12 protein-coding genes are annotated in these 23,385 nt (G+C 70.3%); 11 read left to right on the top strand and 1 reads right to left on the bottom strand.

The window, feature by feature from the left end; genetic code table 11:
• Nucleotides 1–363: 363 nt before the first annotated feature.
• Nucleotides 364–1,038 (top strand): HAD hydrolase-like protein, encoded by a 675-nt coding sequence (locus WMF45_RS41110; protein WP_437711643.1) that lies wholly within the window; start codon nucleotides 364–366, stop codon nucleotides 1,036–1,038.
• An 89-nt stretch (nucleotides 1,039–1,127) separates the two neighbouring features.
• Here the strand turns inward: WMF45_RS41110 and WMF45_RS41105 are convergent, their stop codons facing one another.
• A complete protein-coding gene (locus WMF45_RS41105) occupies nucleotides 1,128–1,493 on the bottom strand; it encodes a hypothetical protein (RefSeq protein ID WP_437711641.1) in 366 nt (121 codons plus the stop codon).
• 497 nt (nucleotides 1,494–1,990) lie between these two features.
• On the opposite strand from WMF45_RS41105, the gene WMF45_RS41100 reads away from it, so the two are divergent.
• The 10 genes from WMF45_RS41100 to WMF45_RS41055 all read left to right on the top strand — a co-directional run bounded on the left by WMF45_RS41100 (nucleotide 1,991) and on the right by WMF45_RS41055 (nucleotide 23,140).
• A complete protein-coding gene (locus WMF45_RS41100) occupies nucleotides 1,991–3,382 on the top strand; it encodes an MATE family efflux transporter (RefSeq protein ID WP_437711639.1) in 1,392 nt (463 codons plus the stop codon).
• 237 nt (nucleotides 3,383–3,619) lie between these two features.
• The gene (mxcH, locus tag WMF45_RS41095; protein ID WP_437711637.1) at nucleotides 3,620–6,424 is read left to right on the top strand and encodes a TonB-dependent siderophore myxochelin receptor MxcH; all 2,805 of its coding nucleotides are present in this window, start codon (nucleotides 3,620–3,622) and stop codon (nucleotides 6,422–6,424) included.
• Nucleotides 6,425–6,512: 88 nt separating this feature from the next.
• Entirely contained in the window at nucleotides 6,513–7,271 is a 759-nt protein-coding gene (locus WMF45_RS41090) for a MotA/TolQ/ExbB proton channel family protein (protein WP_437711635.1), read from the top strand.
• 2 nt (nucleotides 7,272–7,273) lie between these two features.
• Nucleotides 7,274–7,726, top strand: a complete 453-nt coding sequence (locus WMF45_RS41085; RefSeq protein ID WP_437711633.1) for an ExbD/TolR family protein — start codon at nucleotides 7,274–7,276, stop codon at nucleotides 7,724–7,726.
• Entirely contained in the window at nucleotides 7,723–8,661 is a 939-nt protein-coding gene (locus tag WMF45_RS41080) for a ferric siderophore ABC transporter substrate-binding protein (protein ID WP_437711631.1), read from the top strand. Before WMF45_RS41085 ends, WMF45_RS41080 begins: the two co-directional genes overlap by 4 nt.
• 175 nt (nucleotides 8,662–8,836) lie before the next feature.
• Nucleotides 8,837–10,153, top strand: coding sequence for a hypothetical protein (locus WMF45_RS41075; RefSeq protein WP_437711629.1), 1,317 nt, complete (start codon nucleotides 8,837–8,839; stop codon nucleotides 10,151–10,153).
• 20 nt (nucleotides 10,154–10,173) lie between these two features.
• The gene (locus tag WMF45_RS41070; RefSeq protein ID WP_437711627.1) at nucleotides 10,174–11,061 is read left to right on the top strand and encodes an ABC transporter ATP-binding protein; all 888 of its coding nucleotides are present in this window, start codon (nucleotides 10,174–10,176) and stop codon (nucleotides 11,059–11,061) included.
• A complete protein-coding gene (locus tag WMF45_RS41065; RefSeq protein WP_437711625.1) occupies nucleotides 11,058–14,462 on the top strand; it encodes an ABC transporter permease in 3,405 nt (1,134 codons plus the stop codon). Before WMF45_RS41070 ends, WMF45_RS41065 begins: the two co-directional genes overlap by 4 nt.
• 670 nt (nucleotides 14,463–15,132) lie before the next feature.
• Nucleotides 15,133–16,512 (top strand): salicylate synthase, encoded by a 1,380-nt coding sequence (locus WMF45_RS41060; RefSeq protein ID WP_437711624.1) that lies wholly within the window; start codon nucleotides 15,133–15,135, stop codon nucleotides 16,510–16,512.
• A gap of 82 nt (nucleotides 16,513–16,594) precedes the next feature.
• Entirely contained in the window at nucleotides 16,595–23,140 is a 6,546-nt protein-coding gene (locus tag WMF45_RS41055) for an amino acid adenylation domain-containing protein (RefSeq protein ID WP_437711622.1), read from the top strand.
• The last annotated feature ends 245 nt before the right edge of the window (nucleotides 23,141–23,385 follow it).

The following is a 23,385-nucleotide window of genomic DNA, read 5'->3' as shown; positions in this document are numbered from 1 at the left end:
AGAGCACGGTTATCCCAAGAGCGCAGCGGATCACCAATCGGGATGAAAGGGCAGGATAGTTCATCGTCGTCACCTTCGGTTAGGGGGGCGTTGGTCAGGACCTGCGGGGACTCTCGGCTCGCGTCCGACCGTCCTTGTTCTATTGCCGCTGCGACCCGCTCGAATAGACGGCGAGATCGTCGTCGCCCCCCTTGGACAAATCTGTCATCCCCCGCTCGTCGACCTGGAGCGTCATCGCGATGCCCACCTCTCCGAGGGGAGCGTCACCGCGGGGCGCGCCGGGCGCGCGGGCTCCGACGCGCCGCCCATGCCTCTCCTCGCGACCCTTGCCGCCGCCCCCTTCGGTGCCCTACGTGCGCGGCCATGCGCACGTTGTTTCTGGATCTCGACGGCACCTTGACGGATCCGGCCCCTGGCATCGCCGCCTGCTTCGTGCACGCGGCCGATGTGCTCGGGCACGGCTCGCTCAGCCTCGCCGAGGTGCGCCGCTTCATCGGTCCGCCGCTGCGCGATGCGTTCGCCGAGATCCTGGCGACGCGCGACAGCGCCCGCATCGAGGAGGCCGTGCGTGTCTATCGCGAGCGCTTCGGCACGCTCGGCCTGTTCGAGAACAGCGTGTATCCCGGTGTGCCAGAGGCGCTCGCGCAGCTCTGCCAGGCGGGCCACGGCCTCTGCCTCGTCACCAGCAAGGCGGCCGTTTATGCCGAGCGCATCGTCGACCACTTCAACCTCCGCTCGCACGTGTCCCGCGTCTACGGCGCCGAGCTGTCCGGCGAGCGCTCGACCAAGGCCGAGCTCATCGCGCACGCCCTGGAGCGCGAGTCGCTCACCCCCGCCGACGCCTGCATGATCGGCGACCGCGAACACGATGTCCTCGGCGCCAAGGCGCACGGCCTCGTGGCGATCGGGGTGACCTGGGGATACGGGTCGCGCGCGGAGCTGGAGGCTGCGGGCGCCGACCGCATCGTCGACACGCTGGAGGAGCTGGTGCTGGCGGTGCGTGGGTTGAGGGAGGCTCAAGGCCGAGCGGCTCGATGAGGCCGCGGCTCCGCAGCGTCGCTATCTGAGGCCCATTATCCGGAGGCGGCCACCGATTCCGGCGCCGGCCGGCCACCCCCCGCCGGCGCTCACCACCAGCCGATGTCCTGGATGACGGTGCCGGCGTCGCCGTACCGAACGATCGCGCGGTTCTGGCGGATCTCATAGGACTTCGGCGAGCTGTCGACGATGTCCTGATCGAAGGTGTGGCACTCGAGCTTGTAGGTGCCCTCGCCCTGCATCAGCGCGCCCTTCAGCTTGATGTACGTCTCGTTGTAGCGGCTCCTGAGCCGCAGGATCGCCTCCTGGGTGGCGTCGATGAGCAGCTCGAGGTGGACCGTCTTCTCCCGCTTCGGGTGCGACGCGTCGAACGCGAGGTTGACGACGATGCCGGCGTCGAGCAGCGCCTCGATATCCGACTTGGAGAACGTCTCGAAGACCATCAGCTTTGCCATCGCGCGCTCCTTCCAGGGATGTGCTCGTGGCTATGTACTACGGCGCGCAGCCCGGGGCAGAGGATCCTCGCGCGGCGCGACGCCGGGGCCCCGCGATCGCCCTCGGGCAACGGGGGTAGGCCGCCGCGCGCTCCGCGGCCGATCGGCAGAAAATCCCTCCAGATCGCGGTCGAAATGCTGCTCCCGCCGGTCGCTCCATGCGATGAAAATAAAAATCAATTGCATCTGCGCCGGTGCGCATGCTAGGAGATGGCAAGCACGCTGGAGAGGGAGGAGCAGGGGCGCCGTGTGCCCTGGGGCTGCCTGTCGGATCGCGTTCGTCCGAGGAGGTGGCTTCGCGGGCACCATGGCGCCTGCGGACGCTCACGTCTGCGCCCTCGATGTGGGGACGTCATGAAGACAGATTTCCTCCAGCTGCGTTGTCGTTGCGCGCGTGGAGGGCGGCGCGGTTCCAGCCGCGTGGAGTCGATGACACCGAATCGACGGAGATCTGTGCCATGAACGATAGAGACACGCAGAAGCAGTTCATCCTCGAGGGGAAGCTGACGAGAGTGATGTGGGAGCTCTCGTGGCCGGCGGTGCTGGCCATGGTGCTCTACGGGCTCAACGCCTTCCTGGACGCCGTGTTCGTGGGCCAGCTGATGAACAAGAGCGCCCTGGCCGGCGTCGGCATCGCCTACCCCTTGTCCCAGATCACGCTCGGCCTCGGCAGCCTGGTCGGGACCGGCGCGGGCACGGCGCTCAGCATCTACCTGGGCGCCGGCGACAAGAGCAAGCTCCACAGCTTGCTGGGCAGCGTGAACGGGCTGTCGCTGCTCCTCAGCCTGCCTTACACCGTGCTCGCCTACGTGTTCGCTGAGCCGCTGGTGCGCATGATGGGCGGCACCGGGGAGATCCTCGCGTACGGCACCGAGTACTTCAAGGTGACGGCGCTCGGCTCGGTGTTCTGGGTGCACGGCCTGGCCGTGAACATGACGGTGCGCGGCGAAGGCAAGATGAAGACCGCGGCGTGGATGATCTCCCTCGGCCTGCTGGTGGACGTCGCCCTGAAGCCGCTGTTCATCCACACGTTCGGCTGGGGCGTCCAAGGCGCGGCGTGGGCCACCAACGCGGCGATGCTCGTTTACTCGGTCGTGGGGCTCCTGTATTTCGCGAGGGGGCGCGCCTCGTTCGACACGGCCTGGCGCACGATCCGCATCGATCCGGCGATCCGGAAGCAGATCGTCTCCCTGGGCATGCCGGGCATGATCTTGACCATCATGGGCATCGCCCAGAACGTCGTTGTCTACAACGCGGTCTCGGGCCAGGGCACGGAGAACGACGTCGCCTTCTACGCCGCCTGCAACCGCCTCTTCCTGTTCATGCTGACCCCGATGCTCGGGCTGATGCGCGCCTTGCAGCCGGTGGAAGGGATCAACTACGGGGCACAGCGCCACGTCAGGGTGAAGCGCGCCTTCAGCCTCTTCGGGCTCGCCGGGGTCGCGTTCGTCCTGCCGTTCTGGCTCGCGATGATGCTCGCCCCGAACGCGGTCCTCGGCTTCCTGCTGCCGGGGTCCGAGTTCACCGCGCAGCAGCTGCTCGATTTCCGGATCTACATCGTCGTGCTGCCCCTTCTGCCGTATGTCTTCAACGCGCTGGTGCTGTTCCCCTGCCTGGAGCGGGCGAAGCTCGCGAGCGTTGTCGCCCTCCTGAGGCAGGTGGTGCTCTTCATCCCCTTGATGTGGCTCCTGCCGAGGCTCGTCGGGGTGAGCGGGGTCTACTGGGGGACCACGGCCATCGACGTCGCGATGTTCCTCCTCGTGCTCGTCATGGTGAACCGAGAGTTCCGCAGGCTCGACGGGCGCGACGTGGAGACGAGCGCCGCGCTCAGGGAAGCGCCCGCCGGCTGAGCCCGGCCCGGCCTCCGAGATCTCCCGCCGGCCCGCGGCGATCACCCGGTGATCGCCAGGCAGCAGCACGCACCGGCCGACCCACGCGCGCGGCGCCCTCCCCGCGCGCGATGTCCCCCCCTCCCTTGCCCGCCCAGAGAGCCCGCGCGGAGCGCCGCGCGCGCGGCCATGAACGGCATCCTGAGTGCACATGCAAAACTATTGCAACATGTATCTCGTTGCTATAGATGGAGCCGCATGAACACCGAGGCTCCCGCGCGGCGAGGCCCAGCGCGCCCGTCCCGGGCGCGAAGGAGCGCCGGCGCCGCCGCATTTGTCGCGGCCGGAGCTCTGCTCGCGGGCGGGGCCGCGCACGCGCAGGACGCCGGCGCGGCTTCGCCGGCGGAGCCGGCCCGGGACGCCGCGCCGGGCGGCGAAGCGCCTCCGGGCGCCGCCGATGAACCCCGGCAGGCGCCGGAGAATCACCCGCCGGTCCTCAACGCGTTCGCCGAGGCCGATTACCCGGCGGCCGCCCTCGCGCAAGGCCGGGAGGGGACCGTCGTGCTGAGGCTCACCATCGAGGCGGATGGGCGGGTGTCGGCGGCGGACGTGGCGCAGGCCGCGGGGCACGGCTTCGACGAGGCGGCGCAGGCCGCAGCGCAGCGCTTCCTGTTCTCGCCTGCGCGACGGGGGGACACCCCGGTCGCCTCCCGCATCCTCTACGCCTACGAGTTTCACCTCCCGAAGGCGCCTGCGAGCGGCGCGCTCCGCGGGCGCGTGCTCTTGCCCGGCGCGAGCTCGCACGGCGTCGCCGGCGCCGAGGTGCTCGTGCGGCACCAGGATGGCTCCACCGAGCGAACGCACACCGACGGCGAGGGCCGCTTCCAGATCGAGGGCCTCGCGCCCGGGCCCTGCGTCGTGATCGCCGAGGCGAGCGGCGTCGGCCGGGCCGAGGTCGAGACCGAGATCGCCGGAGCGCACGTCGCCGAGATCGCCTTGCGGCTCGTGCCATCCGGCCAGGAGGCCCCGATCGAGGTGACCGTGCGCGGGCCGTCGGACGCCGAGCGGCGCCGGCAATCGGCCGAGGCCGTGACGGTCGTCGAGATGGATCGCGTCAAGCGGGAGTCCTCGGACATGGGCGAGGTGCTCGCGCGCACGCAGGGGGTCGGCGTGCGCCGCGAGGGAGGCCTCGGCTCGGCCACGCGCTTCTCGCTGAACGGGCTGACGGACGATCAGGTGCGGTTCTTCCTCGACGGCGTGCCGCTCGATCTGGCCGGTTATCCCTTCGGCGTCTCGAACGTGCCGGTAGGCCTCGTCGAGCGCGTCGAGATCTACAGCGGCGTGGTCCCGGTGCGCCTCGGCGCCGACGCCCTCGGCGGGGCGGTCGACCTGGTCACCGATCAGGACCTCTGCGAATCACGCGCCGGCGCGTCCTACGAGGTGGGCTCGTTCGACACCCACCGAACGGCGCTCGCCGGCAGCCACCTGCACAGGCCGAGCGGCTTGTTCGCCCGCGCGAGCGGCTTCTTCGACGTTGCGAAGAACGACTACCCCGTCGATACCGAGGTCGAGGACGAGCGCGGGCGCTTCTCGCCGGCGCGCGTCTACCGCTTTCACGACGCGTACCGCAGCGCGGGAGGCCACGTGGAGCTCGGGGTCGTCGATCGGCCGTGGGCGCGGCGGTTGCGCCTGCGCGCCTTCGTGACCGACTACGAGAAGGAGTACCAGCACAGGCTCGTCATGAGGGTCCCGTACGGCGGCGTGACGTACGGGGAGACCTCGGCAGGCGTGAACCTCCGTTACGAACAGCCGCTCGGGCGCGGCGTGTCGCTCGACGCGGTGGGCGGCTATGCGTACGTCCGAGGGCGCTTCCTCGACGTCGCGACCTGCGACTACGACTGGCTGGGACGCTGCGACCCCGAGGACAGCAAGCCTGGCGAGACGGACGCTGTCCCCCACGACCAGGTCTTCCGGGACCATTCCGCCTTCGCGCGCCTCAACGTGGAATGGCGCATCCAGCGGTCGCACGCCGTCCGCCTGGCCGTCGCGCCGACCTACGTGACACGGACGGGGGAGGAGCGCCGGCAAAGCGATCCAGATAGCCCCGATCCGCTCGCCGACCGCCGCAGCGTGCTCGCGCTGGTGAACGGCCTGGAGTACGACCTCGACCTGCTCGAGGACCGGCTCGATAACGTCCTGTTCGTCAAGCAGTACGTGCAGCGCATCGCGAGCGAGAGCCCGGTCGCCGGTGATCTCGCGCGCGACCGCGACGGGAGCACCCACCGCTTCGGTATCGGCGACGCGCTCCGGTACAGGTTCACGCCCTGGCTCTACGGGAAGGCCTCCTACGAGTGGGCGACGCGGCTGCCCAGCCCCGACGAGGTCTTCGGCGACAACACGTTCATCGCGGCCAACCTCGGGCTCGATCCCGAGGTCAGCCACAACGTCAACCTCGGGCTCACCCTCGACGCCCGCGAGACGCCGGCGGGCGCCTTTCGCGCGACGGGCAATGGCTTCCTGCGCGCAGCGGACCGGCTGATCGTGCTGCTCGGCAACGATCGGGACCAGAAGCACGAGAACGTCCACGGCGCGCGGTCGCTCGGCGTCGAAGGCTCCGCCGGATGGACCTCGCCCGGGGAGCACCTCGCGCTCGACGGCAACGTCACCTACCTCGATTTCCGCAACACCTCGAGCGAGGGGGCGTTCGGCGCCTTCGAGGGAGATCGCATCCCGAACCGCCCGTACCTCTTCGCCAACGGCACCGCGCGCCTCCTGTTTCGCCGCGTCTTCGCCGCGGAGGACGAGGTCGCGCTCACGTGGAACAGCCGCTATGTACACGAGTACTTCCGCACCTGGGAGAGCCTCGGGCGGCCTGACTCCAAGCAGGTGATCCCCTCGCAGCTCGTGCACTCGGCCGGGCTCGGATACGTCGTCCGGCGCGGCAGCGCGAGCCTGAGCACGACCCTCGAGATGCAGAACCTCACGGATGAGCGTGTGTTCGACTTCTTCCGCACGCCGCGCCCGGGAAGGAGCTTCTACGTCAAGACCACGGCGGAGCTCTGAGCTCGAGGGGCAGGTGATGGGATGAACGGCCACGCGACGAATCAACTGACCCTGCGGCTCGCCGAGCACACGAACTCGAGGAGATGAGATGCACACCGTTGTAGCCGTCAAGAACCTGCTCGTTCAGTCCGGCGCGTCCTGGGTCCTGTGGCTCCTGTTCGCGCTCTCGGCGGGCAGCATCGCCATCGCGATCGAGCGCTGGCTCTACTTCCGCTCGAAGGACGACGACGTGCGAGCGCTCGCCGCCGAGCTCGACGCCCACCTGTCGAATGGCTCGGTCGCCGCCGCGCTCGACGCGCTCCGGCCGATGCGATCGGTCGGGGCGAGCGTCGCCCGCGCGGGCCTGAGGCTCGCGCAGCGCGGGTCGGCCGCGGCGGACAAGGGGATGCAGAGCGCGATGGCCGCCGAGCGGAAGGCGCTCGAGGCGCGGCTCGCGTACCTCGGGACCCTCGGCAACAACGCGCCTTTCGTCGGCCTCTTTGGCACCGTCATCGGCGTGATCCTGGCGTTCGAGCAGCTCGGTCAGGCCACGGGGGCGGCGGGCGGCGGGGCCGCGAGCCAGGTCGCCTCCGCCGCGGTCATGGCGGCGATCGCGGAGGCGCTCGTGGCGACGGCCGTGGGCATCGGCGTCGCGCTGCCGGCGGTGGCCGCTTACAACTACCTGCAGCGCCGGATCGCCGCGATGCTCGACGACGCCGAGACGCTCTCGAACCTGGTGCTCGCCTACCTGGCGACCGGAGAGGCTGCCCCGCAGTCCTCTCGTGTCGAGCCCGCGCGCGCGGCCCATGGCAGCGCGGCGATCGACAAGCCGATGAACGGCGAGGCGTCCCGCCCGGAGGCGGCCTAGTCATGGCGAGCGCCGGGCAGAGCGCGAGATCCCGCCGCGGCGGGATCATCGAAGGGATCAACGTGACGCCGCTCGTCGACATCACGCTGGTCCTCCTGATCATCTTCATCGTCACCGCGAAGATCGTCGTCGCGCCCGCCGTCCCGCTGGATCTGCCGCACGCGTCGCAGAGCGAAGAGGTCCAGGCGGTGCTGAGCGTGGTGCTGCCCGCGGAGGGGCCCGCGCAGGTCGACGGGGCCGCGATCGACGATGCGGCGCTGCGCGAGCGCGTGCGGGCGGCCCTGTCGCGCGATCCGCAGCTCCGGGCCGTGATCCAGGCCGACCGCGCCGTCTCGCACGGCCGCGTGATGACGGTGCTCGACACGCTGAAAGCCGCGGGGATCGCGCGTGTCGCCTTCGGCGCCGTCCGCCCGGAGGCCGAGGCCCATGCGGCGGAGAGGACGGGCCATCCATGATTCAATCGGAATTCCACCCCGAGAGCGTCGCCGGCATCGTCCTCGACGGGGCGCGCTCCCACGTCCAGCCCCGGCGCGCGAGGGGAGGAGCCCGCGCATTCGCGGCCGACAGCACTGCCGGGATCGTCCTGGGAGCCGTCAAGGAACATTCGGCCCGAGCGCTCGTGCTCGCGCTCATGCCGGCGGCCGTCATGCAGGGCACGGTCGGGATCATCGCGTTCCGCCTGGGCCCGGACGACACGACGGCGAGCCAGCGCGACGCGCGCCCGCCGCTGCAGGTGGAGCACGTGGTCGATCTGGCCCCACCGCCGTCGCCACCGAGCCCCTCGCCGCAGGCGGAAGCTCCGGCGCCCAGGGCCGCCGAGCGCTCCCCCGCGCGCGCGGCCGCTCCTGCCGCTGCTCGGGCGCCTGACGCGCCCGCGGCGCCTCCTCCGCCCGCGCAGGCAGGGCAGGTCGCCCTGGCGGAGAACGCGGCTGCGCCGCTCGATTTCACCGGGTTCGACATCGCCGTTGGCCGCGGAGAGCGGTATGCCGGGGGCGTCACCTCCTCTGCGGGGACGAGCGCGCAGGCGGTGAACGCCGCGCGTGTGGACCCGAGCGCTCCTCCGGAGCGCCGGCAGGGAGGCCCCTCGCGCGCGAGGCCCGTCGGGCAGCCCGCGCGGGAATGGAATTGCCCCTGGCCGCGCGAAGCGGACGCGCTCTCGGTGGACGAGCAAACGGTGGTCATTCGCACGGTCGTTCGTTCGGACGGCACCGTCGCCTCGGCGGAGCTCCTCTCGGACCCGGGCTACGGCTTCGGCCAGATGTCGCTCGCGTGCGCTCGCAAGCAGCGATTCCTGCCCGCCGCCGACGAGGGAGGCCAGCTCATCACGGCGACGTCGCCGCCCATCCGCGTGAGGTTCACGCGACATCCGCGATCCACAGGCGAGCCCTAGGACACCGATCACGTTGATCGAGCGAGAAATGAACCGCCAAGACACCAAGGACGCCAAGATAATTCTCCGTTCTTGGCGTCCTCGGCGACTTGGCGGTTCGAAATTCTGCGCGTTTCAGGCAGTTTCAACCCGTTTGTCGCTCTAGCGAAGCCCGGCGCGAGAAAGGAAGCAAGTGATGAGCTCATCAGGTACTACCAGGCTCCTCGAGGTCGAGGCCGCCGCACGCCCGAGCGCACGGCGCGGCGAGCAAGGGCGGCTCATGGAACGATTCCGGATGGGGGGCGCTCGCTGGGCTCTCGCGACGTCGTGCCTCGTCTGCCTGCCGCTCGCGGCGGGGTGCGGCAGCGACCCCGGGGAGAGCGGCGCCCGGGAGCCGGACGACGGCGGTCCCCGCTACGCCGTCGCCAGCCGCGTCGAGAGCAGCGACTTCACGAATACCACCATGTTCGTCTGGGTGGTCGACGACGTGAACGGGGGGGCCGTCAGCCTGGACGACGCCATCGAGCTCCCCGGGAGAGGCTCTATCTGGGGCGTCCCGCGAGCCGAGGTGTTCTATGTCGTCAGCTCCGAAGAGCTCACCGTCTCGAAATACAGGGTGGCCGCCGGCAAGCCGGAGCTCGAAGCTCGGCTCGGACTCGGAGGAGCCGGGATCTCCTTCCTTGTCGGGGAGAAGATGGTGTTCGACGGCCCGGACCGAGGGTTCCTCTTCGACCTCGTCTCGGGGCAGGCGCTCGAGCTCGATCTCGCTGCCATGGAGATCACCCGGAGCATCGACGTGTCGGACGCGCGCATCGACTCCGCGGACACCACGTTCCTCGGGGAGCCCGGCTTTCGTGAGCACGGCGGGCGGCTCGTCGCTCCACTCTACGGCACGAGCGCGGCGTACGATCGCGTGGCCAGCGAATCGAAGGTCCTCTTCTTCGATCCGACCGACGGCTCGATCGAGGTGAAGGGCGCCCCTTGCGGAGGCCTCTACTACACGGTGAAGGCGCCGAGCGGAGATATCCATTTTGCGTCCGACCCCTATGTCGCCTCGATCTTCATGATCGACCCGGAGAGAGCCCCTGCGCCGTGCATGGCGCGCATGGCTGCAGGCCAGGACGAGCTCGACACCGACGTCGTGGCGCTCAACGACGTGACCGGCGGCCCGACCGGCGGCCTGATCCCCGGCTCCGACGGCGTGGCGTACCTGCGCGTGCTGGACACCGGCATCTACTCGCCCAGCGCCGACGCCACCCACCTGGAGGCTTACTCGGCGCCGGGCTGGCAGACGTGGCGCATCGCGCTCGACGATCCAGGAGCGGCCGAGCGCCTCGATCGCCGGCCGCTCGCCGGCGGCATCAAGGTGTTCGAGGTGGACGAGCAGGCCTACGAGAACGAGTCAACGGCAGGCTTCGGCTCGACCACCCTGGTGCGGACGACCGGGGACGGCGCGCCCGCGCGCGCCCTGACGATGCCTGGCGCCACGTGGGGTGTCCTGCGCGTGCGCTGAACCGGAAGCGGAGAGATCCCATGTCCAACTCGAACGGGCTGATCGTGAAGGGGTTGATGAAGACGTACGCCAACGGCGTTCGAGCGCTGAACGGCGTCGACCTGGACGTCGGACCGGGGCTCTACGGGCTCCTGGGCCCAAACGGCGCGGGCAAGAGCACGCTGATGCGCACCCTCGCCACGCTCCAGACGCCGGACGCGGGGACGATCACGTTCAACGGGATCGACGTCATTGCATCTCCTGACCTCCTCCGCCGCCGCCTCGGGTACCTCCCGCAGCAGATCGGCGCGTACCCGGGGGTGACGGGGCGGTCGCTGCTCGAGCGGTTCGCCTGGCTGAAGGGGCGCACGGACCGGCGCGAGCGCGACGCGGAGATCTCGACGCTGCTCGCGCGCGTCAACCTGAGCGACGTCGGTCACCGCGAGGTCGCGACCTACTCCGGGGGCATGCTGCGGCGGTTCGGCATCGCGCTCGCGCTCGTGGGATCTCCGCAGCTCCTCATCGTGGACGAGCCGACCGCCGGCCTCGATCCGGCCGAGCGCAACCACTTTCATCGCGTGCTCGCGGAGGTCGCCGCGGAGGCCGTCGTGCTGCTCTCGACGCACATCGTGGACGACGTGGAGAACCTCTGCGGGCGGCTGTCGATCGTCAACCGGGGGCGCGTGGTCGCCGAGGGAGCGCCGGCCGAGCTCACCGCGCCGCTCGCGGGCCGCCTGTGGACCCGGACGTTCGCGCGGGGCGAGCCGATCCCCGACGACGCGCTGAACGTCTCGCCCACGCCGAGCGGCACCCGCGCCGTCGTGGTGCGCGATGTGTCGCCCGGCGACGGCTTCGTCGCTCACGCGCCCAAGCTCGACGATGCCTATCATTACCTGCTGGCCGAGTCGCGACAGGCGGAGGCCGCATGAGCTCCGCGCGCATCTACGCCGTCGAGGCGTTGCACGAGCTGCGGGCGGGGCTGCGTACCTCGCTCGTCCCGCTCATGTTCGTCGGCCTCGTCGGCTATCTGTTCATCATGCTCTCCAGCGCGGAGTACCTGCGCGACATGGGCGGGGCAGACGTCGCGCGCAACAGCCCGCATGTGGTCTTCCTGATGACCTCCGGGCAATCGTTCTGGCTCATCTTCGCGTGGGCGTGGATCTTCGCGCAGGTCGTCACGCGGGATCGCGCGGCGGGGCTCCACGAGCTGGTGCTCTCCGCGCCCGTGTCGCTTCGCGGGCTGCTGATCTCGCGCTACATCGGCGCTGTCGGGCTCGCCTGCATCCTGGGCTCGGCGAGCTCGCTCGGGTTTCTGCTCGTCCCCGGGCTCGCCGCGCTCGGGGTGTTCCCCAGAGAGGCGGTCGGGCCCACGCCGATCGTGGCGATCGCGTCGTCGTGGGCGCTCTTCGTGGTGCCGTCGGCCATCGGCCTCGGGGCGCTCTACCTGACCGCGGCGCTCCGGACCCGGAGCACGGCCGGTCCGTTCGCCGTGGCGGCGGTGGTCATCTTGATCTGGATGGTGGCCATGATCGTCCTGCGGGGCGGTGACCTGCACACGGACATCGCGACCGTGGTCGACGTGAGCGGCTTCGGGGAGGCGGAGGCGCAGACGAAGCGCTGGACGCCGCATGAAAAGGCGACGGCGCAGCTGGCCATGACCGCGCCGCTCCTCGTCAATCGGCTCCTCTGGAGCCTCGTCCCCCTCGCCATCCTGGCGTTCGCGCTCGCGCGGCACGGGCGCGAGTCGCTCGTGCTCGGGCGGCCCGGCAAGCCGTCGCCGAGCGGCGAGGCGACCTCTCGTGCCGCCGCGCCCGCTGCGCCCGCCGTCGCAGCGCTGCCGCCGATCACGGCGCCATCCTGGCTCCGCGCGACGCTGTCCGAGGCTCGCTGGCACCTCTCGCTGACGACCCGAGGGTGGGCCTTCCGTACCGCGGTCGCGCTCTGGACCCTCATGAACGTGGCAGGCGCCTTCTACCATGTGATCGGGCACGCCGAGGGGCCGCTGGTCCCACGGCCTGCGCTGCTCGCGCCGTTCCTCATCCGCCTTTGTTACGTGTTCTCCGTGTTCGCCGTGGCGGGGTTCGTGGGGGCGCTCGCTCGTCGAGATCAGCAATCCGGGTTCGACGAGATGATCGACGCGACGCTGGCGCCGCTCGGCACACGCGTGGTTGGCCGCGCCGTCGCCGCTCTCCTGCTGACGGCGGTCATGGCCCTGGCGCCGACGCTCTCGGCGTGGATCGTGACAGGTCTCACCCTCCCTTCGAGCTTCGAGCCGTGGAATGCGCTGCTCGTGAACGCGCTCGTCGCCGCGCCCGCCCTGCTGGAGCTCGGCGCGATCACGTTCCTCGTCCACGCGCTCGTGCGTTCGCCCGGTACGGGGTACGCCGCGTCGATGCTGGCTGCGTTCATCGCGCTCGTGAATCACGAGATCGACATCGTCTCGTATCCACCCGCGCAGCTGGGGATCCCGGTGCATGTCGCCCTCTCCGAGCTCTCGGGGTGGTCGCCGTGGCTCCTGCCGGTGCTCGAGATGGGCGTCCTGAAGCTGAGCTGCGTCGGCCTCGCCGTGGCCTTGGCGTGGCTCGCTTACCCCCGCGGCACGGCCCTGAGGAGGATCGATCGATGGCGCGGGGCAGCGCGGCAGCTGGCCCAGGGCGCGGGAGCCCTGGCGGCCCTCAGCCTCTTTGCGATCGCTTGCTCATCGACGATCTTGCACGAGCAGATCGTGGTGCAGAGCGGCTTCGCATCGAAGAGCGAGGAGAACGCCGCCGACGCGGCCTGGGAGGCCCGTTTCTGGCCGGAAGCGTCGGCGTTCTCCGTGGAGGGCGGAGAGGTCGAGGCGAAGATCGCGCCGTCCGCGCGCACCGCCCACGTCCGCTGGAAGCTGCGGGGAGTACGGGCCAGCGCGGCGAAGCTGCACGGGAGCCTGCGCACCGGGATGGATATCGACGGCGCCCAGGTCGACGGCTCCCCTCGTGAGGTCGTCACGGCGAGCGAGCACTTCATGGTCGATCTGGGCAGCTGCGCGCAGAGCGGGTGCGACGTCGAGCTCGAGATCAGGATCGCGTCGCCCCGCTGGTTCGCCGAGGGGCAGGCGCCGTGGCTGGACGGCTCCGGGGTGTGGGCGCGCGCGGCCGATCTCGTCCCGCGGCTCGGGTACGACGGAGAGCGAGCGCTGCGATCTCCGTCCACACGTCGCGCGCTGGGGCTCGCGGAGCGCCCCGGCGCGCTCGACAGGAATGCGCTGGTACCCGCCCTCGCCGTGGCGCCGGCGGGCCTTTGGCGCTGGTCGGTGTCGTTCTCCGATCAAGGCGTGAGCACGCCTGTCGAGGGGAGCACGACACAAGGCCTCGACTTCGCCGTGGCGTGGCTGCCGAGGGGGGCGGAGCCGAGACAGCTGCGGCAGGAGGGCGTCACGGCGTGGCATGGCCCGTCCCGCGCCGATACGGCGCGCGAGGTCCTGGAGGACGTCCAGACGATGAGCGCGTGTGTTCAGGCGCGGCTCGGGGCCATCCCGGAGGTGACGACGGTCGTGCAGGCGCCTCGCGATCTCGGCGAGATCCGGGCCCATGGCGCGGTCCTGTGGCTGCCGGAAGGGGACGGCTGGGACGTGGCCGCGTCCGGCGCCGGACGCCTGAAGCGACGGGCCGCGGTGGCCGAGGCGCTCGCCGCGCGCTCGCTCGCGGACCGCGCCGATCTGCGCGCGGAGCCGGGGGCGCGGTGGCTCATCAACGGCGTCGCGGGGTGGATCGGGCTCGAATGCGTGCGGCGGTCGGATGGCGGTGACGCGTGGCTCGCGCTCCTGGATCGCCGCAGCGACGACGTCGCGGATGCGCTCGGCGCACTCGACGCGCCCGTGTCGGGTCTGGCCGACGACGGCGCGGCCAGCTGGGTCATGGCGTACGCTCCGCTGGAGACCCTCGCATGGGCGCAGGCCGTCGGAGACGCCGAGGCGTTGCACGCAGCGACGCGGGTCGCCGACATGGTGCGCTCCGGAGAGCCGGTCCGAGGCGCGCTCGCGCGCGCAGCAGGCCCGATCATGGCCGACCGCCTCCTGGGTCCCCCTTCGGCCTCGGATGTGACGGTCGCGATCGCCGACGGCGGCGCGCTGGAGGTTCGCGGCGAGCGCTCGCGGTGGGAGGGGGGCGGCTGGCGGCCCGTCTCCAGCTCGTTCGAGATCGTTCAACGCTTCCACGACGAGGAGACGCCGGCGCGCGTGACGCGCGTGCCGGCAAGATTGGAGAGCGATGCTCAGTTCGTCGTCTTCGACGCGTGGCCCTCCTTCGAACGCTCGCCGCGGGACAACGCATGGAAGGCAGGCCGGCATTGATGGCGCGAGCCCGCGCCGCGCCTGCACATCCCCGCGCGTCACGAGAATGAGGGCTGTGCAACGAACATGTTTCACTGCGGCATGGAAGACTCGTTGGCTGCGCTCGTGAGCGCTGAGTAGGGAGGCGCCTGACGAGCGCATCATCGACTCATTTCGTTAGACGTTCGATTGTGATCTGAGAGGTCGATTTCCTCCGGATCCACTTAAATTCAGCGCGGAGGCGCCTCCGGGGAGCGATCGTGTCCGCCGCACGAAAATCGCCGTTCGCCCGGCTTGACGCTGATGCAATTGGTATGTATATGCATTTAGTAAGCATCTTCAAGATGTAGGCGACTCGGCGTCGTGCCTATCGGCGCTCGCGAGGCCACGCCTGTTCCCGATTCGAAGGCTCGCCACCCGAGCACGAAGCGGGGGCGCGACCGTGGCTCGCGCCTGGAACACTGCGCGTAGCGAGCGGGGCGTGGGCTGAAGAGCTCACGTGCTCCTCCTGCTCCTCACGTCTCGGTTGCGGCCTCTCGTACCAGAGGTGACCTATGTTGCAAAAGCAACTTTTATGTAAAAACAACAGGACCGATGCGGAGCGACAGGGTGGATGTGCCATCCTTCGCTCCCCTCGAAGAGATCGAGGCGCAGGCAGCCCGGGACGGCGTCACTCACGTGCGGGGCGAGCATGAACATCTCTCATCAACGGCACTACTTCGAGCGCCGCGTCTCGATCGGCGCAGACCCCATCGATCTCGCGGCGGCGCTCGCAAGGTCGGGCTCGCACGCGACGTACTTCGTCTACGAGCGCGACGGCGAGTGGAGCGTCGCCCTCGGCGCGGCCTTCGAGCTCACTGCAGACGTACACGGCGTGCACCGCGTCGACGCGACAGGAAAGCACAGCTGTCCCGGCGGGGACTGCCTCGCCGCGGTCGAGGCGGCGCTCGCGTCGATCCCGCTCCGTGGCTGGCGCGCGTACGGCACGGCGTCGTTCGAGTTCGCGTACCTGCTGCACGGCATCGAGGCGAACCTCGGCACGGAGCCCCTGCTTCACCTGACCATCCCGGAGGTCGAGATCCGCCTCCAGCGCGGCACGGCGCTGGTTCGAGCGTTGACCTCGGACGAGCTCGAGCGGATGGTGGACGTCCTCGCGTCCTCGAGCCGGCGCCATGCGCGCGGGATGAGCGACGTCGCCGGCCTCCCCCCCGTCCCGTTGCCGGAGGTGCTCCCCGCGAGGCTGCTCGAGACGACCGGCGCAGCGAAATACAAGGAGCTGGTGGCCGCGGCGACGAACGAGATCGCGGCGCGCAAGCTCCACAAGGTCATCGCGTCGCGCGTCGTCCCGGTCGCCGCGCCGGTCGATCTCATCGCGACGTACGTCGCCGGGCGGCGACAGAACACCCCGGCCCGATCGTTCGTGGTCAACTGCCGCGACCTGAAGTTCGCCGGATTCAGCCCGGAGACCGTGCTCGAGGTGACCGCCGAAGGGCAGGTGATGACGCAGCCGCTCGCCGGGACCCGGGCGCTCGTCTCGGACGACAACGAAAACGCGCGCTTGCGGGCCGAATTGCTCAGCAATTCGAAGGAGCTGGCGGAGCACGCGATGTCCGTGAAGCTGGCGTTCGAGGAGCTCAGCCGCGTCTGCAAGCAGGGGAGCGTGACCGTGAACGAGTTCATGGCGATATCCTGCCGCGGGACCGTTCAGCACCTCGCCTCACGGCTCTCGGGCATGCTCGAGACGGGCAACACGGCCTGGACGGCGTTCCAGGTGCTGTTCCCCGCCATCACGGCGTCGGGGATCCCGAAGAGGGAGGCTGTCGACTGGATCCGGAGGCACGAAGCGGAGAGCCGGGGCCTCTACTCGGGCGCGGTCCTGACGCTGGATCACGACGGCGCCATGGATGCGGCGCTCGTGCTGCGGACGATCTTCCAGCGGGGGAGCAGCGTCTGGCTGCGCGCGGGCGCCGGGATCGTCGCGGAGTCGACGCCCGAGCGAGAGCTGGAGGAGACCTGCGAGAAGCTCCAGAGCGTGGCGCGCCACCTGGTGCCGTCGGAGTTCGCCAGCTAGCCGGTGTGACGCAGCGGACATGGTGCTCCGGACCTGAGCTTGCCTTTTCACGAGTCAGCCAATGCACGAACAGACACAGCGAATGCACGACGAAGTCGCCTCTTCGGATCTGAGGGAGACGGTCGCGAGCGTGCTCGGCGTGGTGGCCGAGACCGTCCGTGAAGACAGCAACCTGATCGAGCTCGGGATGGACTCGATCACGATGATGCGCCTCGCCGGCAGGTGGCGGCGGCAAGGCATCGAGGTCGACTTCGCCGAGCTCGCGGCGAACCCGCGTGTGTCCGCCTGGAAGGCGCTGATAGGAGAGCGAAGCTGTAGCAAGGGCGAACGCGACGAGCGTTCGCCCGCCGCGGCCACCATCGACGAGGCGGCGCCCTTCGAGCTCGCGCTGATGCAGCACGCGTACTGGGTCGGCCGCGAGCAAGGCCAGCAGCTGGGCGGCGTCGCCGCGCATTTCTACAACGAGTTCGATGGCGAGCGGGTCGACCCCGCGCGGCTGGAATCTGCCGTGCGGGAGCTGCTCGCGCGGCACGGCATGTTGCGCGTGCAGATCCTGAGCGATGGCCGCCAGCAGATCCTGCCCGACAGCCGCGGGCGTGGGCTGAAAGTCCACGACCTGCGCGCCCTGTCGGCCGAGGCGGCGCAAGAGGCGCTCGCCGAGCTGCGCCGGACGCTGTCGCATCGGACGCTGGATCTGGCTGCCGGCGAGGTGTTCGAACTCCAGATCTCGCTCCTGCCGGACGCGATCCGCGCGGGCGGCACGCGCCTGCATGTGAACCTGGACATGGTGGCCGCCGACGCGCTCAGCCTGCGGGTGCTGCTGGCCGACCTGGCGCACCTCTATGCCGGCTCGCAGCCGCTGCCTCCGATCAACACGAGCTATCCGCGCTACCTGGCGGAGCGCGAGGCCAGCCGCGCGAGCGTCAAGGGCCAGCGGTCGCGGAACGCCGACCGAGCGTACTGGCAAGCTCGCTTGAGCGATCTTCCCGCCGCGCCGGAGCTGCCCGCCGCTCCCTACGACGCGAACGTGGGCGCCACGACGGTGGTGCGGCGCCATCGCTGGCTCGCTCCGGAGCAGGTGCGCGCCTTCGCGTCTCTGGCGGCGCGCCACGGCCTCACGCCGGCCATGGCGATGGCGGCAGTGTTCGCGGAGACGCTGACCGCCTGGAGCGCGGAGCCGCGGTTCTTGATGAACCTGCCGATGTTCGACCGAGAGCCCTTGCACCCGGACGTCGGGATGCTGGTGGGCGACTTCACCTCCTCGGTGCTCCTGGCCTGGGACGGCGCGGTACCCGGCACCTTCGCTGAACGCGCGCAGCGCCTGCAGGCCCAGTTCCATGCAGACGCGGAGCACGTGGGTTATTCGGGCGTCGAGGTGCTGCGCGACCTTTCCCGGCAGCGAGGCGAGCAGGTGCTGGCGCCTGTCGTGTACACGAGCGCGCTCGGTCTGGGCGAGCTGTTTCCGGAGGTGGTGAAGCAGCGCTTCGGGAAGGCGTCCTGGATCATCTCCCAGGGGCCGCAGGTGTGGCTGGACGCGCAGGTCACGGAGCTCGACGGCGGCTTGCTGGTCAACCTGGATGCGCGTGAAGACGCGTTTGCGCCGGGCGTGCTGGACGCGATGTTCGACGCGCACGGCCGCCTGCTGGAGCGCCTGCTGGCCTATGAGGAAGCCTGGCGGCAGCCTGTGCCAGCGCTGCTCCCGGGAGAGCAGCTGAAGGTGCGTGTCGCCGCGAACGCGACAAGGACGGCCGTCTCGGGCAAGCGCCTGCACGACGGGTTCTTCGAGCTCGCGAAGCGACAGCCGGAGGCGCCTGCTCTCCTCTGGGGCGAAGGCGGCGGGATCTCGTACGGAGAGCTCCGGCAGCGCGCGCTGCGCGTGGCGGGCTACCTGCGGGAGCACGGCGTGAACGCAGGCGACGTGGTGGCGATCCAGCTGCCCAAGGGGCCGGGCCAGATCGTCGCCGTGCTTGGCGTGCTGGCCGCCGGCGCCACGTACCTTCCGATCAGCGTGGATCAACCCGCGCTGCGCCGTCAGCGCATCCTCGACGCTGCCGGCGCCGCCCTCGTGCTCGATGAAGTCCCGGAGGGGCAGGCCTCGCTGGCGGAGCCGCTGGCCGGCGAGGACTCGGATCTCGCCTACATCCTGTTCACCTCGGGGTCGACGGGCGAGCCGAAAGGCGTGGAGATCACGCACGCCGCAGCGATGAACACCCTCGATGATCTGAACCAGCGCCTTTCGCTGGGCGCGGCCGACCGGACGCTCGCCCTGTCTGCGCTGGAGTTCGATCTGTCGGTGTACGACATCTTCGCGCCGCTGTCGGCCGGCGGCGCCGTGGTCTGCGTCGAGGAGCCGGCGCGTCGCGATGCAGCGGTCTGGGTCGAGCTGCTGCGCCGCCATCGCGTGACCGTCCTCAACTGCGTGCCGGCCCTGCTCGATATCACGCTCTCTGCGGCCGGCGACGGTCCCGGTCCGCTGCCGCTCCGCGCGGTGCTCCTGGGCGGCGACTGGGTGACCCTCGACCTGCCGGGCCGCCTCGCTCAGCGCGCTCCGCGCTGCCGCTTCATCGCGCTGGGCGGCACCACCGAGACAGCCATCCACTCCACGATCTGCGAGGTCACCGAGGTGCCTCCGCACTGGAAGTCGGTGCCGTACGGCAAGCCCCTCGGCAACGTGCAGCTGCGCGTCGTCGATCCTCTGGGGCGCGACTGTCCGGACTTCGTCCCGGGCGAGCTGTGGATCGGCGGCGCCGGCGTGGCCCGCGGCTATCGTGGCGACCGAGAGAAAACGGCGAACAAGTTTCTCCAGGCGGACGGGACGCGCTGGTACCGCACCGGCGACCGCGCGCGTTACTGGGCCGACGGCAGCGTGGAGTTCCTCGGGCGCGCCGACTTCCAGGTGAAGCTGCGCGGGCACCGCATCGAGCTCGGCGAGATCGAGGCCGCGGTCGGAGGTTATCCCGGCGTCAGCCAGGCCGTCGCGGTGCTGGGTGAACGCGGGCTCTATGCGGCCATCACCTCGGAGGATCCGAGGATCGATGTGCCCGAGGCAGGCGAGATCATCGATCTGCGGCAACCGCCGCCGGAGCTCGCGGATCTGCGCGAGTTCCTGGTGAACCGCCTCCCCGCCGTGATGGTGCCGGATCACCTGTGGCGCTGCAGGAGCCTGCCGCTCACGCCCAACGGCAAGATCGATCGCAAAGCCTTGCAGCGAGCGGTGAACACCATGGCCCTTCAGGCCAAGGCGACCGTGACCGCGCCGGTCGGCGAGGTGGAACGCCGGGTCGCCGGCGTCTGGGCCGAGCTGCTCAAGGTGCCGGAGGTGGGCCGCGAGGACAACTTCTTCTCCGCGGGCGGCGACTCCCTCCTGGCGACACGCCTCGTGCGCCGGCTGCGCGAGGTCGGCCTCGACGGCGTCAAGCTGGCCGATCTGTTCGCCCGTCCGACGCTGGCCGAGTTCGCTGCCACGTTGTCGCTCGGCGCGGGCGCGCCGGCGCTGCCGGCCCTGGTCGCCGATCCGGAGAACCGCCATAAGCCCTTCCCGCCGACCGAGGTGCAGCGGGCCTACTGGCTGGGTCGTGACGAGAGCTTCACGCTCGGGGGCGTCGCCTGCCAGTTCTACCGCGAGTACGACGTCGTCGATCTCGACGTGTCGCGGCTGGAGGCGGCCGTCAACGGTTTGGTGCGGCGGCACGAGATGTTGCGCGCCGTCTTCGATGAGCAGGGCCAGCAACGCATCCTCGCGGACGTGCCGCGGTTCACGATAGAGGTCGTCGACGGCGGCGAGGACCCGGCTCAGGCGTACGAGGCGCTGCGGCGCGACTGCTCACACTGGGTCTTCGATCCGACCCGCTGGCCGCTGTTCGGCATGCGGGCGGTGCGGTCGGGCGACCGGACGCGCCTCGGTATCAGCCTCGACAACCTGATCCTCGACGCGCTCAGCATCCTCACCTTCTACTCGGAGCTCACCGCGCTCTACGAGGCTCCCGACGCTGCTTTGCCGCCGGTCGGGCTGTCCTTCCGCGACTACGTGCTGACGTGCACGCCGGGATCGGAGGCGCTCGCCGCCGCGCGGGCGTACTGGGCGAAGAAGCTGCCAGAGCTGCCGCCGGCGCCGCAGCTGCCGCTCGCCAGAGATCCGGCCGAGGTGGGGCGCCCGCGCTTCACGCGCCACGAGGGCAGCGTCGACGCGAGCCGATGGCGCCGTATCGTCGAGCGCGCAGGCGAGCACGGCATCACGCCGTCCACGGTCCTGCTCACGGCGTTCGCCGAGGTGCTCAGCCGCTGGTGCAGCCGCCCCGACCTCACGCTCAACCTGACGCTCTTCGATCGCCGCGAGGTGCATCCCGACATCCACACGGTCATGGGTGATTTCACGTCGCTCACGTTGGTCGGATACCGGCCCGCCGCCGGCGAGAGCTGGGTGACGCGCGCCCGGCGCGTCCAGCGGGAGCTGGGCGACGCGCTCGACCATCGCGACGTCTCGAGCATCTCGCTCGTTCGCGAGCTGGGAAGGCTGAGCGGCGCGCCGAGCCTGACCATGCCGGTGGTGTTCACGAGCGCCCTCGGCGTCCCCGGAGGCACCGCTGCGCCGGCCAGCGGCCCCTTCAGGAAGCAGGTGTGGGGCCTGACGCAGACCCCGCAGGTGTGGCTCGACCATCAGGTGATAGAGGCCGAGGGCGGCGTCGCCCTGAACTGGGACGTGGTCGAGGACCTGTTCCCGGCGGGCCTCATCGCCACGATGTTCGACGCGTACCTGCGCGAGCTGAGCTGGCTGAGCAGCTCCGAATGGCACCTGCCCGTGCCCGATCTCCTGCCCGAGCCGCAGCGGCGCGCGCGCGCGCTCGTCAACGCGACCGCCGGAGAGAGCCCACGGCAAAGCCTGCACCGCGCGTTCTTCGACCTGGCGCGCGAGCAGCCGCAGCGGATCGCATTGCGCTGGGGCGAGGCCGAGGTGATGAGCTACGGCGAGCTCGCGTCGCGCGCGCTGCGCCTCTCGGCGGCGCTGGCCGAGCAAGGCGTGGCGACAGGCGATGTCGTCGCCGTGAACCTGCCCAAGGGGCCTGATCAGATCGCCGCGGTGCTGGGCGTGCTGGCGGCCGGAGCCGCGTACCTGCCGGTCGGGGTGGATCAACCCGATGCGCGCCGCGACCGGATGCTGGGACAGGCAGGGGTCCGCGTCGTCGTCACCGGCCCGGAGCCGAGGTGCTGGCCCGAGGGCGTTCGTTCATGTGTGTTCGGACAGGCGATGGCATCCGCGCCCGCGCCGAGCCCGGCGGCGATCGACGCAGAGCAGCTGGCGTACATCATCTTCACCTCCGGATCGACCGGCGAGCCGAAGGGCGTTGAAATCACGCATCGCGCCGCGCTGAACACGGTGCTGGACATCAATCAACGCTTCGGCGTCGGCCCGGAAGACCGCGTCATGGCCGTGTCTGCGCTGGATTTCGATCTGTCCGTCTACGATATCTTCGGTCTGCTGTCCGCCGGCGGCTCGCTGGTCTTGATCGAGGAGGAATCGCGGCGTGATGCGAGGCGCTGGCATGAGCTGGTGTGCCGGCATGAGGTGACGATCTGGAACAGCGTTCCGACCTTGCTCGACATGCTGCTCATCGTCAGCAGCACGGCGGAGCCGCCGGGCGCCCTCCGCCTGGCGCTCGTCTCGGGCGACTGGATCAGGACGGATCTGCCCGGGCGGCTCGCCGCGCAGCGGCCGGAGTGTCGGTTCATCGCGCTCGGCGGCGCCACCGAGGCCTCGATCTGGTCCAACTTCTTCGAGGTGGATGGGGTCCAGCCGTCGTGGCGCTCGATCCCCTACGGCTATCCCTTGCGCAACCAGCTCTTCCGCGTGGTGGACGCGCATGGCCGCGACTGTCCGGACTGGGTGCCGGGCGAGCTGTGGATCGGCGGGCTCGGGGTGGCGCGCGGTTACTGCGCCGCGCCGGATCTGACGGCTCGCAAGTTCGTAGGAGACGGCGCGCGGTGGTATCGCACGGGTGACGTCGGGCGTTACTGGCCCGACGGCGCGCTGGAGTTCCTCGGCCGCACCGACACTCAGGTCAAGATCCGCGGGCATCGCATCGAGCTCGGCGAGGTGGAAGCCGCTCTGAGGTCGCACCCCGGCGTGCGGACTGCGGTGGCCGTGGCGGCCTCCGGGCGCCTCGCCGCCGCCGTGGTCCCTGCTGCGGCGGAGCTCAGCGCGGAGCAGCTGCGCGACCATGTCACCGTGAGCCTGCCGATTCACATGGTGCCAGAGAGGATCGTTGTGCTGGCCCAGCTGCCGCTCAGCGCGAACGGCAAGGTCAACCATGCCGAGATCGTCAGGCTGATCTCGGCGGAAGCCGAACCCGACGCCCGCGAGGTCGAGCCCCCGCAGGGTGAATGGGAGCATGCCGTCGCGGCGCTCTGGAGCGAGCTCCTGGCCGTCGCCAGCGTCGGCCGCCATCAGAGCTTCTTCCAGCTGGGCGGCGACAGCCTGCTCGCGACGCGCTTCATCGAGGCCGTGAATCAGCGCCACGCCATCATGTTGCCGCTGAGGCGCCTGTTCAACGGACCGACGCTGCGCGAGGTCGCAGCGGCGCTCGCCGCCGAGCAGGAGGCCCGCCAGGAGATCGAGGAGGGCGTGCTCTAGAGCGACAAACGGGTTGAAACTGCCTGAAAAGCGCAGAAGTTCGAACCGCCAAGTCGCCAAGGACGCCAAGAATGGAGAATTATCTTGGCGTCCTTGGTGTCTTGGCGGTTCATTTCTCGCTCGATCAACGTGATCGGTGTCCTAGCGGCGTCCGCCGCGGTGGCGCGCCGGAGCCCGGCGCGCGGGAGAGCGCTTCGCCGGAGAGTTCATCGTCTGATGTGACGCTTGTCGTCAACAAGCTACAG

The sequence above is a fragment of the Sorangium sp. So ce448 genome (assembly GCF_051520915.1).
GTDB classification, from domain to species: domain Bacteria; phylum Myxococcota_A; class Polyangia; order Polyangiales; family Polyangiaceae; genus Sorangium; species Sorangium cellulosum_B.
Note: the sequence above shows the minus strand (reverse complement) of the source record. Positions and strands in the feature narration are given on the sequence as shown.